Below are 13,939 nucleotides of genomic sequence, written 5' to 3' on the forward strand. Positions count from 1 at the left end.
CAGACATGACAGAACCCGAACCCACCCCGACCCTGCGGTTCGACCGGAAGGCGTTCAAGCGGCTGCGTACCGAGCGCAACCTGAGCCGCGAAGCCCTGGCCCGCCTGATCGACACACGCCCGACCAGCCCCCTGGTCGCCGACTGGGAGGCCGGGTGGTCCGCGCCCCAGCTGCGCAACATCGGGCGCCTGGCCCGCGCGCTGGAGTGCGACCCTGCCGACCTACTGGAGTGGTCCACCGACGAGGTGACCCCGCGCGAGCGCCGCGAGGCCGCCGCCGAGCGGGACGCGGCGGGCTGAGCCCGGCGCGGTGGCCTCTCTCTGACGCTCGGGGGCGTCTCCGAGCGCCTGGCGTGGGCGGGGGCGGGTGTCGGGCCCACCCGACCTCGCCAGGTCAAGGAAGAGCCATCGAGAGCCGCGCCGGCCGCCGGTGGCTCGTGTTGCAGACGGCAACACCATGGGTGCGTTTAGTAGTTTTGCCAACACCGAGCGTTGCGAAGAGATAGATTTGTCGCACCCCAGGGGTACAGAAATAGATGCGAATCGGACATACGATTGAGTTGGGATCTCTGACGTGCCCACCCCCCTCGCGCACGACCCGCAGTCGACAGCAAACTGCACAGCGCGACCGACAGGAAGGGAGACCGCCGTGGCTAGCGCACATGACGTAGCCGCTTACGTCCTGTCCAAGGTCGGCCCCGTGTCCACCATGAAGCTTCAGAAGCTCGTCTACTACTCGCAGGCGTGGTCTCTTGTCTGGGACGAGGACCCCCTGTTCCAGGAGCGCATCGAGGCATGGGCCAATGGTCCTGTCGTACGCGAACTGTTCGCCGAGCACCGCGGCCAGTTCTCCGTTGGGGAGTGGCCGCGTGGTGATGTCGACCACCTGACCCCTGACCAGCGCAAGAGCATCGACGTTGTGGTCGACACCTACGGGAAGCTGACGGGGAAGCAGCTCAGCGAGATGACCCACAACGAAGACCCCTGGAGGAAGGCCCGGGCGGGCCTTCCCGCCCATGTCGGCAGCAACGCTGAGATCTCGCCGGACGCGATGAAGGAGTTCTACAGCTCGCTGCTCGACAGGGACGACGCCGAGACTGTATGAGCAAGGGCGGCAAGAGGCCGAAGCGACTTCCCGCTTCGGCCGTACCCGAGCAGCCGAACCGCGTGCCACGTCGGCTTCCCGCCAGTCACGACGTTGATGGCCAAAGTCCTCTGTGGCGTCTCTCGTTGCTCGACCGTGATCACCAGGGGAGTTGGTCGTGGGGGATCGATGAAGCCACGCTCCTTAAGATCGTCACCCTCCTCCGTGAGATGGAGTCCCTGACCTGGACGGAAATCTTCAACCAGCAGACCGGGGGCAAGAAGCGTCGCGGCCCTAGAAACAAGCCCATCCCTGTCGAAAATCTGTGCAAGGAAGCCCAGAACCGACTGCGTGAACTGAAGCTGGAAGAGTGGGACGAACTCTTTCGGTTTCGTGAGGGCAACATGGGTCGGCTGTGGGGAGTCCTGACGCCTGAACATCCCCGTGTCTTCTACCCGATCTGGTGGGATGCCGATCACCGGGTGTGCCCAGGGAAGGACCGAGACTAACGAACGCCCTGGCCCTCACCTGGAGGGCCAGGGCGTCGAAGCGTGGAGCATGGTGTCAGCCGCTGATGTCGGGCTCTTCGCCCCAAATGGCGGACCCAGCTACGGGGGCGCTGGCCGTTCCGGCTCCGGCGCTAGGCGCGAAAGACCCCCCGGTGGTTGCTGAGTCGGTTGACCGGTAGACCAGCCGATCACCGTCGATCGTGCCGACGTAGCGGCCGTTGGACCCGAACACCTTCGACCCGCTGATCCGACCGATCGACCGGCCTGACTGGTTGAACACCTCGTTGCCCCGCACGTTCAGTGGTACGCCGTTCTTCGTGTAGAGGTTGGCCATGTCGATCCCCTCCGCGAGTTGGTGACTGCATCTCCTTGGCTACGAACCGTACGCCTCAGCGCTGACAATGTGCTGCTGAGCGGCCAAGACGCTGGTCGCTGCGGCGCCTGCGCTTAACGGATGCGCTTCACTTTCCGGCCTTGTGGAGCAGCCCCGGCCCGATCTGCGCCAAGATGGCCACCATGGCATGGAAGCGGATTAAGAAGCGACAAGAGACTTACCCACTGGGACGGCTCAAGCTCTATCGCGATGAGCTTGAGGACATCGCGCGCGTGCTGGCAGAGTTTGGGACACTGTCCTTTTTGGTGAATGAGGATGAGGTGTCGGGAAACGAGCCCGAGGACTTCGCCAGGATGGCGGATGAGCTACCGGATCGGCTGGGCCTTGTGCAGATGTCGGCTACGAAGGAAGAGACTCGGGTCGTGGTCGAGATCGGGTCAGATTCCAGAGTTGTGCTAATCGAACCGAACAATGACGCCTACGGTTCGCTGACTCGAATAAAGAAGATCTGTGCTCCCTGTCGCATGAACGCCCCCTTGTGGGTTATTCTCTCCTTCGTGCCAGCGGGTATCGCACTTGCGCTGTACAACTTCGTTTCTTTCATGGGAGGGGAGTCAAAGGAGCTGGAAACCGCCACATCTTTTCTGCTCGCAGTCTCGTTGGTCGTTATGCTAGTAACCATTGTGACGTACGCGATCAGAGGGATCTTTGACTTCACTCTCGAATCCGCATCGAGAGACATCATCTTGAATGTAAACCGAGCAGAACGGCCCACGTTCAAGGAGCGGCTTATCGCTGACCGTGGAGTGGCCCTGTTCTGGGCCGTGTTCGGGGCCATCCTTGGCTACCTCGGGAACCAGCTTCCGGGGCTGTGAGGTCACCGACCAGGTGCTGATATGTCTGTTGCGGTCGATGACCCAACGGGCTTTACGCGGGAGCGGTTGACCTGACTAGGGTGGCTGGATGGACGAGCCGAACGTGTACGTGCGCCCCCACCAGGACAACCCCGGGTGGTTCGTGGTCGAGATCGAGGGCGAGTGGCTGGCCGCCAGCCTCAACCCCCGGGGCGACAACCTCTACCTGACCCTGGCCCCGCCCGCCGAACAGGACTGAACAAAGCCCTCCATGTCGGACCGTTGGCCTGCTACCGTCCCGACATGGACCAACCTTCCTCCCTCGTCGCCTGCCAGCAGGGGCACACCGTCGAGTACCCGGCGGCGCTCGACGCCGTCGCCAACGCCGGAACCGACCTAGCGTTCTGCCTCGCCTGCGACTGCCAGCAGGTCCACATGGTCGTCCTGTTCGCGGGGGACACCCCCCGCGTGGTCGCGTCGGGGGACCTCGACCTGTACGCCCGGTTCGAGGCCACCGACTGGCCTGAGCAGGTCTACACCGGCGGGCCTGCGTCGTTCTCCTACCGGGAGATGGGAACTCTTGACCTCGCACTGTTCATGAAGGAGTAGCGCGGAGCCGTACCTAACGGATACGCCCCAGTTTCCGGCGGTGCGGGGCGCTTCGGACGGGCCTGCGCCAAGATGTCGGCATGGCGGTTGAGAGAATCAAAGAGCGGAGCGAGTCCCACAAGCTCGGGCAGCTCCGGTTGTATCGGGATGAGCTATAGGCCATTGCCGAAGCGCTGGCCGAGTTTGGCGAGCTAATGTTCCGAGTCGATGAGGAGATGCAGGGGACAAAACCCCAAGACTTCGCCAAGTTGCGCGATGAGTTGCCCGAGCGGCTCAGCCTGGTGCGCATGGCAGCTGTTAATGGAGATTCGATCGTTAGTGTAGAACTCGGACTGGGTGCCAAAGTCGACCTTGTCGAGCCGGGTCCGGCTGCTCGGGGCGTGCTGGCCAGTGTCAAGGAAATCTGTGGTCCGCACAGAATCCGGCGAACCTGGGGCTTGTGGGCTTCAATCGCTGTGGTCGCCGCATTGATTAGTTCCTTCCTCCTGTTTGATGCCTTGCGTGGCGGGGCAACAGCGGTGGCGGCGCTCCCGGCTTTTCTCTCCGGCGTGACCGCAATAGCGGCACTGGCCACGGTGTCAATATCGGGACTCCTTGCCATCTCGGCTAACCGAAGGCCCGGTGACTTTGGGGACATCATCCTGAACGTGCCCAGGGCGGAGCGGCCGACGTTCGGGCAGCGGCTGTTTGCCGATGGCGGGGTGTCCGCGTTCTGGACCGTGGTGGGGTTGGTCTGTGGCGGGGCCATCGGCTACCTGGTGAACCAGCTGCCGGGGCTGTAGCTGCCCTGCCGGGTCACCAACGGCAACCGCGCATTGTCAGTGCTCAGTTGACCCGGTGTCGTTGATGACGCTTCTCGTGAGCAAATCGAATCGCAGTTCGCTGGAGCGAACACGAACTACATGAGGCTCAAGAAGGAAGGTCCAAATTGGGGACAACAACCGGCGCCGACGCCCCCCAAGCCGTGCGAGGTGAAGCCCACGGCACCTTGCTCGAAAGCAGCGTCCCCGACGTCAGGAGACTGCTGGAGTTTCACGCTAAGGAGACTGGAGAGGGGCGCGGTCGCAGGCGCCCTGAGATCCAGGTGGTCAGTCGTTCCGCCGTAGTGCTTACGTGCGCCTACTGGGAAGCCTTCTGCGAGGACTTGGCGGCTGAGGCGTTGCGTCACCTTGCTGACTACGCCGCGTGCGGCACCGATCTCCCTAAGGAACTCAAGAAGAGTCTCGTGAAGGATTTGGCTGATGACAGGAATGAGTTGGCGGCTTGGCGGCTGGCAGACGAGGGGTGGAAGAAGGTGCTGCGTGACCGGGCCGCCGTGCTGGTCTCCGAGGACGATCGCTCTCTGAACACCCCAAAGTCTAAGCAGGTCAAAGAGTTCTTCAAGAAGCACGTAGGCATACCCGACATCACCAAGCACTGGCAGTGGCACAAGAACTCGACTAGCCAAACCACCCAGCGCTTGGATGACTTCGTCACTCTACGTGGCTCAATCGCTCACCGTGGCTCACCCGAGGGGGGAGTGCACAAGAGAGACGCCACGAACGGGCTTGACCTCGTCCAACGCTTGGCGGACAAGAGCGCTACCGCTGTCAGCGACTTCCTTGAGGAGCACACGGGAACTAGGTTGATGGAGCTGGCGCTGGAGTAGAGCGTTTCCGCCGCTCTCCCGCGAATCGGTGCGCCGCCCCGGGCCCAGCGCCCGCCCGGGGCGCTCCTGTGTCCAGGGAGACCCCACGGAGGGCCGGAGAGCCACACTCGGGGGCGGCGGGGTGGCCAGCCGGACCAGCGGCGCACTACCCACGGTTACCATGCGGGCCACGCAATGCGATTGTTCGCGTGAACCGTGCCATCGTGTCGCCATGACCGAGGAGAACACGGCAGCTTGGATGCTGCTGAACTGGATGTGGACGGGCCAATGCGGGTGGGCGCGGCTGGTGCTGCCCGCCCCCATCGACCTGTGCCCCCTGGCCCGCGACGCCGAACCGCTCGGCGAGTCCCGCTACTACCGCTGGCCCGACCAGGCAGCCGAGCTGCTGGCCGAGGGCGCGGGCGACCCGGGCATCAGGTTCGACCCGCAGCTGTGCGTGGCCCCGCCGTCCGACTCCGGGTGGGCCGGGGCGCGTGACCTGTTGCCCGAGGACTTCGACCCGATGGTGTTCGGGTACGACCTGCCCGCCCCCGAAGCCGAGCCCGACCACGTGCCCTCGGCTGTGGTGTGGGTCGAGGCGGACCGGCTCAACGCCGACCAGTGGCGCCTGGTCAAGGAGCTGGACGCCATCGTGACCGCCCCCGAGCGCGGCGACCCCTTCCAGGTGTGGGCGCGCGCCGACCGGTGGGCCCAGGTCGACACCACCGCCCTGGCCACTGACTGGCACGACCTGGACGCCCTCGTCATCGAGGAGCCGCCCCACATGTGGTGGCCCGCCCGGGTGCTGCACGGCTTTTCTTGAACGCCCGCGACCTGGCGAGGGCGCATCCGGCCCCCAAGCCTTGGGCACGCCCTCGTGCGCTCGGAGACGCCGCAGAACGTCCGGGAGACACACCCGCGCGGCGCCCCGGCGCCCAGAACCGGCCGCGGAGTCACCCGTCGCTGTGGTCCTGAAACTCGTCGCTGTCGCCGGCCCCGGGTGTGGTGTGGCAGAGGCCACGCGCCGTAGGGCGGGGTAACGCCCTTGTGGCAAATCCACCTGATCGTGGTCCGGTTGATCCAACGATCACGACGACCGGAGAGCAGGTGGAACGGTGCTCGACCCAAACGCGATGCGCGCCGCACGGAAGCGGCTCGGGATGTCCAGGGATGAGCTGGCGACCAAGCTGAACCGGACGCCGCTCACCGTCCGGCGTTGGGAGACCGGAAAGGTCACCCCGAACGACCACAGCGTGACCGCCCTGGCGGTGGCCCTGGACGTGGAAGTGCGGGAGCTGGTGACCGATGGTGGCCGGTAAGCGCGAGCAGTGGCGCCCTGTGGTCGGATTCGAGGGGCTCTATCAGGTCAGCGACCGGGGCCGGGTCCGCAGCTTCCACCGCGACCCTGAGGGCGAGCTGCTCAACCCCATGCTGAACAGGGGTGGGTACCCGTACGTCAGCTTGTACCGGGACGGCGAGCAGTACACGCGCACGGTCCATCGGACCGTCCTGGAAGCTTGGCGCGGGCCGCGTCCCGAGGGCCACCACGCCGCCCATTGGGACGGCAATAAGACCAATAACCGGGTTAGCAATCTGAGATGGGCCACCCTCGCTGACAACGTGGCGGACCAAGTGCGCCACGGAGTGCACCGGGAGGCGCGCAAGACGGCGTGCCCCCGAGGTCACAAGTATTCGGGCAGCAACCTGCGCATCACCTTCGACGGGCGGCGCGCCTGTCGGGCGTGCCACCGCGAGTACGCGCGCCGACGCCGCGCCGAGCTGGCCGACGCGTAGAGCGGCCGAGCGGCCACCCAGACCGGAGGGTGGCCGCCCCCGGGAACCATGGCATCCCGCTTCCGATCAAAACACAGCACGAGGAGAACCGACATGGCAGATCCACAGGACCCGCGCAAGACCGCCGAGGGGCGCGTTCGCAACGCGCTTCTCGGGGCGCGCACCGTAGGCGGGGCCGAGCGCGCTCGGGCGGTACTGGACCAGACCCCCGGCCTGGACGAGCGCGCCCGCCAGCTTGCCGCAGACGCCGCGCAGCGCGTGGCCGACCTGGCCGCAGAGGGTGATTGGCGCCGAGCGACCGACACCGCGTACGGCACCGCCGAGCAGCTGGCCGAGCAGATGGCCGACCCCGAGCCGCCCGCGCAGTCGCGCGCCGAGATCCTGGCCAGGGTCCAGCACCAGCCCGGGACGGCCAGGGCTCGCGCGGCGATGGCCGAGCGCGGGGCCGCCCGAACCGTCTACGCCCACGGCCAGAAGCGGCGCCCCACCCTGCCCCGTAAGCAGTAACCCCCGAGTACAGGTCAGCCCCGGGCCGATGGCGGTCGGCACGGGGCTGTTTTCGATCAACGGAAGAGACCAGCGTGACCGACACAGACCAGTCAAGCACGCCGACGTGCCGACGAGGGCACGCGCTGACCGACGGCAACACTTGGCGCCGGTCGAATGGGCGTACCGCGTGCCGAACGTGCAAGCGGGAGTACAACTCGGCGTACTACGCGGCCAACCGAGGGCGCGTACTGCGGCAGAAGTCCGAGTACCACGCGCGCAACCGCGACCGTAAGCGGGAGTACAACGCGGCCTACCAGCGGGACGCCCGACAGGGCGCGCTCGACGCGTACGGTCGCTCCTGTGCGTGCTGCGGCGAGTCGACCGAGCGGTTTCTGACTATCGACCACACCAACGGGGATGGGGCCGAGCACCGCAACGAACTACGCGGGAGCGGTGGCGCCGTCTATCTGTGGCTGAGGCGGGAGGGTTACCCGACCGGTTTCCAGACGCTGTGCACCTCCTGCAATGCCGGGCGCCACATCAACGGCGGGGCGTGCCCTCACACAGCTCCGGTTACGCCACCCCAAAGCGCCAACCAGAGGTGGAAGCGCGCCCTCAAGGCCGAGGCCGTTGGGCAATACGGGGGCGCGTGTGCGTGCTGCGGGGAAGCCGAATTGACCTTCCTGTGCATCGACCACATCGAGGGCGGGGGCAACCAGCACCGGGCCGAGCTGTTCGGCGATCGCAGGATCGCCAGCCACAGGTTCCGCAGCTGGCTCAGGGCCCAGGGCTGGCCTCCTGGCCACCAGGTGCTGTGCTTCAACTGCAACGACGGCAAGCACTTCAACGGAGGCACCTGCCCGCACGAGGAGGAGGGTCGATGAGCGGCCCTCGCCCGGTGCGCCGCCTGGGCCGCTGGCCAGGGTTGGCGCTGTACGGCCTGTGCTGGGTGTTCGCCGGGGCGCTGTTCCTGGAGATCGCCCGGGGCTGGCACTGGCTCGCCGAGACGGCCAACTTCGCCCACCCCTGGGTCATGGTGTTCGGCGCGGAGGCGTCGGCGCTGCTGGCCGTGGCCACCGCCGTGCACCGATGGGTCGGTGGCCTGAGCTACTGGTTCGCCTGGGCCTGGACCACGGCCATGTTCGGTGTGGCCGTGTCGGCTCAGGTCGGGTCGCACTACCTGATGGGTGCTCCGACCGGCCGCGCCGAGATGGTGATCTCGACGGCCGTTCCGGCGCTGCTGGTCCTGCTGTTCTTCGGGTCGGTGCTGCTGGTGCACCGGGTCATGGAGTGGCAGGCGACCCTCACTGACCCCCCGGTTGAGCCCGACCCGGGCCAGGTCGAGGCCACCCCGGCCCGTGACCTGGACCCTGGACCTGACCCGGTGGCCCTCAAGGCCCAGAGGGTGGCCCGGGTGGCTGAGCTGCTGGACCAGCGGCCGGACCTGACAGCCCAGCAGGTGGCCCATGAGCTGGGGGTCAGCCTGACCAGTGGCAAGCGGTACCTGCGCGAGGTCCGGCGAACGCCCGCCCCCGTGGCCTGACAAAGCCCCGAAGCCCCGGGCGCCATTCGACAGCGCTCGGGGCTCTTTTATGCGCGCGGTTATGAGCGCATAGTCCCTCTGGGTAATTGTGGGAGAGGGGTAATGGCTGCTTTTATTGGGAATTCCGGCGGGCTCGTCCCGCCGTTTTTTGAGCCCAATAAAGCGCCCGAGAGCGGACCCTACCCGCCCCCGGGCTGCCGACAGGAAAGGCTGTCAGCTAATGCGCAACTCTACCTGGACCCGCCCCCGACGAGCCGCACGGCCCCGCCCCTTCGTGCGGCTGCTGCCCCCGCGCCCCGCCCTGACCTCCGCCCACGACATGGCCGACCTGGCCGGAGCCGTGCGGACGTGGCTGGAGGTGTGCGCCCGATGAGCGAGTGGCAGAGCAGCATGAACCTGCTGATCCGGCTCAACAACGAGCTGCGCATCCTCGGCCCCGGGGGCGTCATCGACTCGGGCATCCACGGCGTGGACGCGCCCCTGCTGGTCATCGGGGACGCGGTGGTCCAGGTGCGCGGGGGCGCCTTCGTGGTCGACCACACCGACCAGTCCGGCGACCTGGTGAGCCGCTCGGTGCACCCCACGGCCGACGTGCGCGCCCTGGCCCGCACCCTCACCGACTAGCACCCCTTTTGAACGGCAGACACCAATCACAACCTGATAACGCCTGCCGTTCTAAAACTTATGGCGGTAATTATCGAAATGATTTAATTGAATTAACAAGGCGGGGCGCTCCGGTCCCGCTCCTCCGCTCGAAAGGAAGCCCGAAATGAACGAGTTCGCCGCCGCCCTCCCCGCGTTCGACACGGCCACGCTCGAATTCGCTCTCAAGCTGGCGCTGGACAACGGCGACACCGCCCACGCCGAGGCGATCATCGCCGAACTCGCCACCCGATAGCCGACCCCCTGGGGCGCCCGCTCGGGCGCCCCGCCCAGCCCCGAACGGAGGACACCGTGCGCAGCAACACCGACACCAGCCGGACCCTGGCCCACCTGCTCGGCGCCATGGACGCCCAGCGCGCGGTGACCCTCCGGTACGTGGACCGCGACGGCCAGGTCTCGCGCCGCGCCGTCGAGCTGCACAGCGTCGAGGTCACCGCCAACGGCGACGTGGTGGTGCGGGGCTGGTGCCGACGCCGGGGCGAGGTCCGCACGTTCCGTCTCGACCGGATCAGCGCGTATCGCCTCCACCGCGTGGCCCACCTGGCCGACTACCGGTGCCCGGTGACCCCCGTTGCCGACCAGGTGGCCACCGACGAGCTGGGCGACGTGGTCGCCGTTCGGGGCTGGACCACCGCTTACACCCTCGCCGCCTGAACACCCCAACCGAAAGGAAGCTGACATGACGAACACCGCTAACACCCCCGCCGAGACCAAGGCCGCCCCCAAGGCCAAGGCCGAGAACCCCTGCCAGTGCGCCCGGTTCTCCAACGCCGAGACCGGCGAGGCCACCGGCTGCACCAAGACCACCACGCGCGAGTTCTCCCCCGGGCACGACGCGAAACTCAAGTCGCTCGCCCTGCGGGCGGGCGCTGCTGGCCAGCAGGTCACCCGCATGGACGACGGAATCGCCGTCACCACCGACGCCGTTAAGGCCGTCGAGGGCTACGGGTTCGCCCACATGGTTGCCAGCGGCATCGAGCGCGCCCAGGCCAAGGCGCGCGCCAAGGCCGAGCGCGCAGCCGCCCGCGCCGCTGCCAAGGAGAAGGGCACCGACTCCAGCGACACCGTTCGCGCCAAGGTCGGGCGCGTGACGTACGAGGGCCGCCTCGAATCGTCCGAGTTCGTCTATACGGTCAATGGCGCCGAGCGGCGCACCACCAAGCACCAGTTGGTCTGACCATCCCCCGGCCCCCGCCCACCCAGCGGGGGCCGCTCCGTATCAATCGACAGAAGGGAAACCAGGTGAGGGCGGCAGTTCTCGAACGGGTCAGTACTGAGGAGCAGACCCTCGGCTACGGCCTGGATGTTCAAGACGAGGCTTGCAAGGGCTACGTCGACGCCCGGGGTTGGTCGCTGGTGGACGTCTATGCCGATGAAGGCGTGTCCGGGTCGCTGACCTCGCGCCCCGAATTCGATCGGCTGATGGCAGACGCCGAGGCGGGCCACATCGATACCGTGGTCGTTCACAAGTTCGACCGGGTCGGACGGACAGGGCGCGCGTTCTGGCGCTGGATCTGGCGGCTGGAAGACCTCGACATCGCGATCGTGTCAGTCACGCAGGACATCGACACCACCACCACGCACGGCAAGCTGATGCTCCAGCAGTACGCCGCGTTCTCCGAGCTTGAATACAACCTGATCCGGGAGCGCACACAGGGCGGGTTGCAGGCGAAGGCCGCCAGGGGTGGCTGGGTGGGCGGGGCACCTCCGTACGGGTGGCGCATCGAGGGCCAGGGCAAGAGGGGCTCGTACCTGGTCGTCGACGAACACGAGGCCACCGTCCTGCGCACCGCCCGCGCGTACCTGGTCGAGCGGAGTCTGGACGTGGGCGACACTGCCGCCCGGCTCAACGCCATGGGCCTGCTGACCAGGTCCGGGCGCCCCTGGTCGGCGGTGAACCTGCGGGCTCGGCTGCTGAGCGACTCGACTACCAAGGCACAGGTCCTGTTCCGCAACCCCGCCCGGGCCAGCGCTGGGCGCGGGGCCAAGATCAACCGCGACGGCACTCCCAAGTACGGCGCGACGGTGGTCATCCCGCTTGACCCGATCTTCACCCCCGGCGAGGTGGCCGAGCTGCGCGAGGCGCTGCGCCCGACCAGGCCGGGCACGGGCCCCGAGCGCAGGGCGTACCCGTTGTCGAAGAGGCTGTTCGGCCAGTGCGGGGCGCACTACGTGGGCGGCAAGGGCGGGCGGAAGGACCGGCCGAACGGCGCGGGGGTCGGCCCGACCTACCGGTGCAAGGGGCGGGTGGCCCACCACCGGGGCGCGCAGGTGTGCGACGACTCGGCCATTCCCGCCCCCGAGATGGAACAGCGCGTATGGGACGAGGTGGTGGCGCTGCTGGGCGACGCCGACCGGTTGCGCGCCATGGCTGCCGAGTGGGTGAAGTCGGTCGCCTCTGGGTCGGCCGACGACCACGCCGAGCGCATCGCCGACCTTGACCGTCAGATCGCCGAGCGCTCCCGGGCCATCACCCAGACCGTCACCGACTACGCCAAGGCGGGGCTGCCTGCTGTGGCTGTGGAGGCCGCGACGCGCACGCTGACCAGCGAGCTGGAGCAGCTGGAGGCGATGCGCGCCGAGGCCATCGCGTGGCAGGCCGAGACCGAGGCCGCGCGCAGCCGTGCCGACGATCTTGCAGACCTGGCCGACATGGCGCGCGAGCGGCTGGCCGACCTGGGGCCGGACGAGCGCGCCGAGGTGCTGGAGCTGCTGGACGTGCGAGTGACGGTCACGGGGCCGGTGCCGATGCCGCAGATCGGCAAGCCGTGTTCGCTGTCGCAGTGGTTCATCGACAACGACCGGATGGTGCCGCCCGAGCTGGACGAAGAGGCGTGGGCGCTGGTGGCGCCGATCGTGGACGAGTGGGAGGACGGGCGCCGCACGCACTCGGGCACGATGCTGGACGGGCGGGCGGTGCTGAACGCGGTGTTCCACAAGGCCAGGACCCGGTGCACGTGGCGCGAGATCCCCGAGCGGTACGGCAACGGCAACAGCATCCACACCCGCTGGAAGAGGTGGCAGGCGGACGGGGTGTGGGCGCGGATCATGGAGGCGCTGCCGAACGTGGGCACGCCCCACCTGGGCATGGTCGGACTGCCCCCAGCCCGAATCGAAGGGCGTGTAGACCCCCGCCTGGTCGCCGACGCTGGAGCCGGACCCGAAACGGCACCCCAGGAAACAGGCTCGCCGGGGCCGGTGACCTCGCCGATGTCGGTGGGCTGTCACCGTTTGCTCCGCGAGGGCCGGGCCAGCTGCGTGACCCGCGCGGACGACGTGCTGGAGCTGGTCGTTCCCCTGGGCGAGGCCGTCCCCGAGGGAGCGGGTCCCCTGGTGCCCGCCGCAGAACTGGACCGGGAGACCGCACGGGTGCTCTCGGCCGTGACCCGTCGTGGCGTGGGCACCGCCGTGGTCGCCTCGAACAGCACCGGGAACCTGGAGCAGACGATCCGGGCACTGGGCATGCTGGCGGCGGCGGGCCTGGTGGAACGCTGCGAGGCGGGCTGGCGTCTCCCGGAGCGCCGTCGCTCCCGGCCTCGGTGACAGGACCGAAGAGGGCCGGTCGGAGGTCTCGGGTGCGGCCGGGACCCGTCGGTCCGAGGCGAGGCGCGCGGACACGGCGGTCCGGAGCCCGGCGGCGTTCGGTATACCCATTCGAGTAAAGCCCGCAGTAGTCAGTCTGTAACTGCGATTGGTCAGAGTGGTAGGCGTCGATTACTCGACGCGTTGTCAAACCTTGGACGAAGAAAGGAGTGAGATCGTATGTCTATCGAGTCCGGTCACCTCTCGGCAAGCCTCGGAGACCTTCCGGTCGAGGAATTCAGTTCGAGTGGCGAGGGTGTCGTCGGCTTCGGCTCCAACCAGCCCGGTGGTATCGAGTCGCTCGGTTCCACGCTGGCCATGATGGAGATCGGCGCCTCCGGCGGCGGCGAGTGCTGCAGCTGCTGTAGCTGCTGCCCCTGCTGCTGCTGCAGCTGACCCAGTGACCTGGTCGGCCGCCCCGTGCTGCGGCTGGCGGTCGGCCGGGTCGTCGGGGACCTTGGTCATGAATGCATTCAGGTGCAAACCCGCTGTAGGTGCGCTGTAAGCAGCGGCGGGGATGATGGTGCATCACCGGGGCAGAAGGGCCTCGGTGTTCCTACGTAGAAAGGGAGGAGGTTCCATGTCGATGAAGGCTGACCAGATCTCCGCTGGTCTCGGAGACCTTCCGGTCGAGGAATTCAGCACCAGCAGTGAGGGTGTTCTCGGCTTCGGTTCGGACCAGCCCGGTGGTATCGAGTCGCTCGGTTCCACGCTGGCCATGATGGAGATCGGCGCGTCTGGCAGTGGCGGCGGCTGCTGCAGCTGCTGTAGCTGCTGCCCCTGCTGCTGCTGCAGCTGATCCGGCGGGGCGGTCCCGGTGCGGGCTTTTCCGTGCCGGGGTCGTCCCCTCGC

22 protein-coding genes and 2 pseudogenes are annotated in these 13,939 nt (G+C 67.5%); 23 read left to right on the top strand and 1 reads right to left on the bottom strand.

Annotated elements, in window-relative coordinates:
• Positions 1-5 precede the first annotated feature (5 nt).
• From KBX21_RS10235 to KBX21_RS10245, 3 genes are all read left to right on the top strand, one after another.
• Positions 6-299: a helix-turn-helix domain-containing protein gene (locus KBX21_RS10235; RefSeq protein ID WP_210841750.1), complete on the top strand. Its 294-nt coding sequence runs from the start codon at positions 6-8 to the stop codon at positions 297-299.
• Positions 300-708: 409 nt separating this feature from the next.
• Positions 709-1,104, top strand: a complete 396-nt coding sequence (locus tag KBX21_RS10240) for a Panacea domain-containing protein (protein ID WP_210841831.1) — start codon at positions 709-711, stop codon at positions 1,102-1,104.
• Positions 1,101-1,592 carry a hypothetical protein gene (locus tag KBX21_RS10245; protein ID WP_210841751.1) on the top strand — a complete coding sequence of 164 codons (492 nt, stop codon included), beginning with the start codon at positions 1,101-1,103 and terminating at the stop codon, positions 1,590-1,592. Before KBX21_RS10240 ends, KBX21_RS10245 begins: the two co-directional genes overlap by 4 nt.
• A 55-nt stretch (positions 1,593-1,647) precedes the next feature.
• On the opposite strand, the gene KBX21_RS10250 is transcribed toward KBX21_RS10245, so the two are convergent.
• Positions 1,648-1,926 carry a hypothetical protein gene (locus tag KBX21_RS10250; protein ID WP_210841752.1) on the bottom strand — a complete coding sequence of 93 codons (279 nt, stop codon included), beginning with the start codon at positions 1,924-1,926 and terminating at the stop codon, positions 1,648-1,650.
• Between the two features lie 182 nt (positions 1,927-2,108).
• On the opposite strand from KBX21_RS10250, the gene KBX21_RS10255 reads away from it, so the two are divergent.
• From KBX21_RS10255 to KBX21_RS10340, 20 genes and pseudogenes are all read left to right on the top strand, one after another.
• Complete coding sequence (locus tag KBX21_RS10255; protein WP_073379882.1) at positions 2,109-2,801, top strand: hypothetical protein; 693 nt, start codon at positions 2,109-2,111, stop codon at positions 2,799-2,801.
• 88 nt (positions 2,802-2,889) lie between these two features.
• A complete protein-coding gene (locus tag KBX21_RS10260) occupies positions 2,890-3,039 on the top strand; it encodes a hypothetical protein (RefSeq protein WP_178378535.1) in 150 nt (49 codons plus the stop codon).
• 44 nt (positions 3,040-3,083) lie between these two features.
• Positions 3,084-3,389 (top strand): hypothetical protein, encoded by a 306-nt coding sequence (locus KBX21_RS10265; protein WP_210841753.1) that lies wholly within the window; start codon positions 3,084-3,086, stop codon positions 3,387-3,389.
• A 194-nt stretch (positions 3,390-3,583) separates the two neighbouring features.
• Positions 3,584-4,171: a hypothetical protein gene (locus KBX21_RS10270; RefSeq protein ID WP_247665524.1), complete on the top strand. Its 588-nt coding sequence runs from the start codon at positions 3,584-3,586 to the stop codon at positions 4,169-4,171.
• A 146-nt stretch (positions 4,172-4,317) separates the two neighbouring features.
• Positions 4,318-5,037, top strand: a complete 720-nt coding sequence (locus tag KBX21_RS10275; RefSeq protein WP_210841754.1) for a HEPN domain-containing protein — start codon at positions 4,318-4,320, stop codon at positions 5,035-5,037.
• A 211-nt stretch (positions 5,038-5,248) separates the two neighbouring features.
• Positions 5,249-5,839: a hypothetical protein gene (locus KBX21_RS10280; protein ID WP_210841755.1), complete on the top strand. Its 591-nt coding sequence runs from the start codon at positions 5,249-5,251 to the stop codon at positions 5,837-5,839.
• A gap of 292 nt (positions 5,840-6,131) precedes the next feature.
• Positions 6,132-6,335 carry a helix-turn-helix transcriptional regulator gene (locus KBX21_RS10285; RefSeq protein WP_210841756.1) on the top strand — a complete coding sequence of 68 codons (204 nt, stop codon included), beginning with the start codon at positions 6,132-6,134 and terminating at the stop codon, positions 6,333-6,335.
• Positions 6,322-6,810 (top strand): NUMOD4 motif-containing HNH endonuclease, encoded by a 489-nt coding sequence (locus tag KBX21_RS10290; protein WP_210841757.1) that lies wholly within the window; start codon positions 6,322-6,324, stop codon positions 6,808-6,810. Before KBX21_RS10285 ends, KBX21_RS10290 begins: the two co-directional genes overlap by 14 nt.
• 93 nt (positions 6,811-6,903) lie before the next feature.
• Positions 6,904-7,317 (top strand): hypothetical protein, encoded by a 414-nt coding sequence (locus KBX21_RS10295; protein ID WP_210841758.1) that lies wholly within the window; start codon positions 6,904-6,906, stop codon positions 7,315-7,317.
• Positions 7,318-7,973: 656 nt separating this feature from the next.
• Positions 7,974-8,183 (top strand): hypothetical protein, encoded by a 210-nt coding sequence (locus tag KBX21_RS10300; RefSeq protein WP_210841759.1) that lies wholly within the window; start codon positions 7,974-7,976, stop codon positions 8,181-8,183.
• Positions 8,180-8,842: a hypothetical protein gene (locus tag KBX21_RS10305; RefSeq protein WP_210841760.1), complete on the top strand. Its 663-nt coding sequence runs from the start codon at positions 8,180-8,182 to the stop codon at positions 8,840-8,842. The genes KBX21_RS10300 and KBX21_RS10305 overlap by 4 nt, the downstream gene beginning before the upstream one ends.
• 220 nt (positions 8,843-9,062) lie before the next feature.
• On the top strand, positions 9,063-9,215 hold the full coding sequence (locus KBX21_RS10310) for a hypothetical protein (protein ID WP_210841761.1): 153 nt from the start codon (positions 9,063-9,065) through the stop codon (positions 9,213-9,215).
• Positions 9,212-9,466, top strand: a complete 255-nt coding sequence (locus KBX21_RS10315) for a hypothetical protein (protein ID WP_210841762.1) — start codon at positions 9,212-9,214, stop codon at positions 9,464-9,466. Before KBX21_RS10310 ends, KBX21_RS10315 begins: the two co-directional genes overlap by 4 nt.
• A 145-nt stretch (positions 9,467-9,611) precedes the next feature.
• On the top strand, positions 9,612-9,740 hold the full coding sequence (locus KBX21_RS26915; RefSeq protein WP_282104528.1) for a hypothetical protein: 129 nt from the start codon (positions 9,612-9,614) through the stop codon (positions 9,738-9,740).
• A gap of 56 nt (positions 9,741-9,796) precedes the next feature.
• Positions 9,797-10,159: a WYL domain-containing protein gene (locus tag KBX21_RS10320; RefSeq protein WP_210841763.1), complete on the top strand. Its 363-nt coding sequence runs from the start codon at positions 9,797-9,799 to the stop codon at positions 10,157-10,159.
• Positions 10,160-10,184: 25 nt separating this feature from the next.
• Positions 10,185-10,682, top strand: coding sequence for a hypothetical protein (locus tag KBX21_RS10325; RefSeq protein ID WP_210841764.1), 498 nt, complete (start codon positions 10,185-10,187; stop codon positions 10,680-10,682).
• 65 nt (positions 10,683-10,747) lie between these two features.
• Positions 10,748-12,544: pseudogene (locus KBX21_RS10330) on the top strand (recombinase family protein); the annotation flags it as partial.
• Positions 12,545-12,694: 150 nt separating this feature from the next.
• Positions 12,695-13,048, top strand: a pseudogene (locus KBX21_RS26595) (DNA processing protein DprA); the annotation flags it as partial.
• A gap of 219 nt (positions 13,049-13,267) precedes the next feature.
• Entirely contained in the window at positions 13,268-13,483 is a 216-nt protein-coding gene (locus KBX21_RS27110) for a hypothetical protein (protein ID WP_017545977.1), read from the top strand.
• Between the two features lie 184 nt (positions 13,484-13,667).
• Positions 13,668-13,886, top strand: coding sequence for a hypothetical protein (locus tag KBX21_RS10340; RefSeq protein WP_017545978.1), 219 nt, complete (start codon positions 13,668-13,670; stop codon positions 13,884-13,886).
• Positions 13,887-13,939: the final 53 nt, after the last annotated feature.

The organism is Nocardiopsis sp. B62, assembly GCF_018070675.1.
In the GTDB taxonomy this organism is placed as follows: domain Bacteria; phylum Actinomycetota; class Actinomycetes; order Streptosporangiales; family Streptosporangiaceae; genus Nocardiopsis; species Nocardiopsis prasina.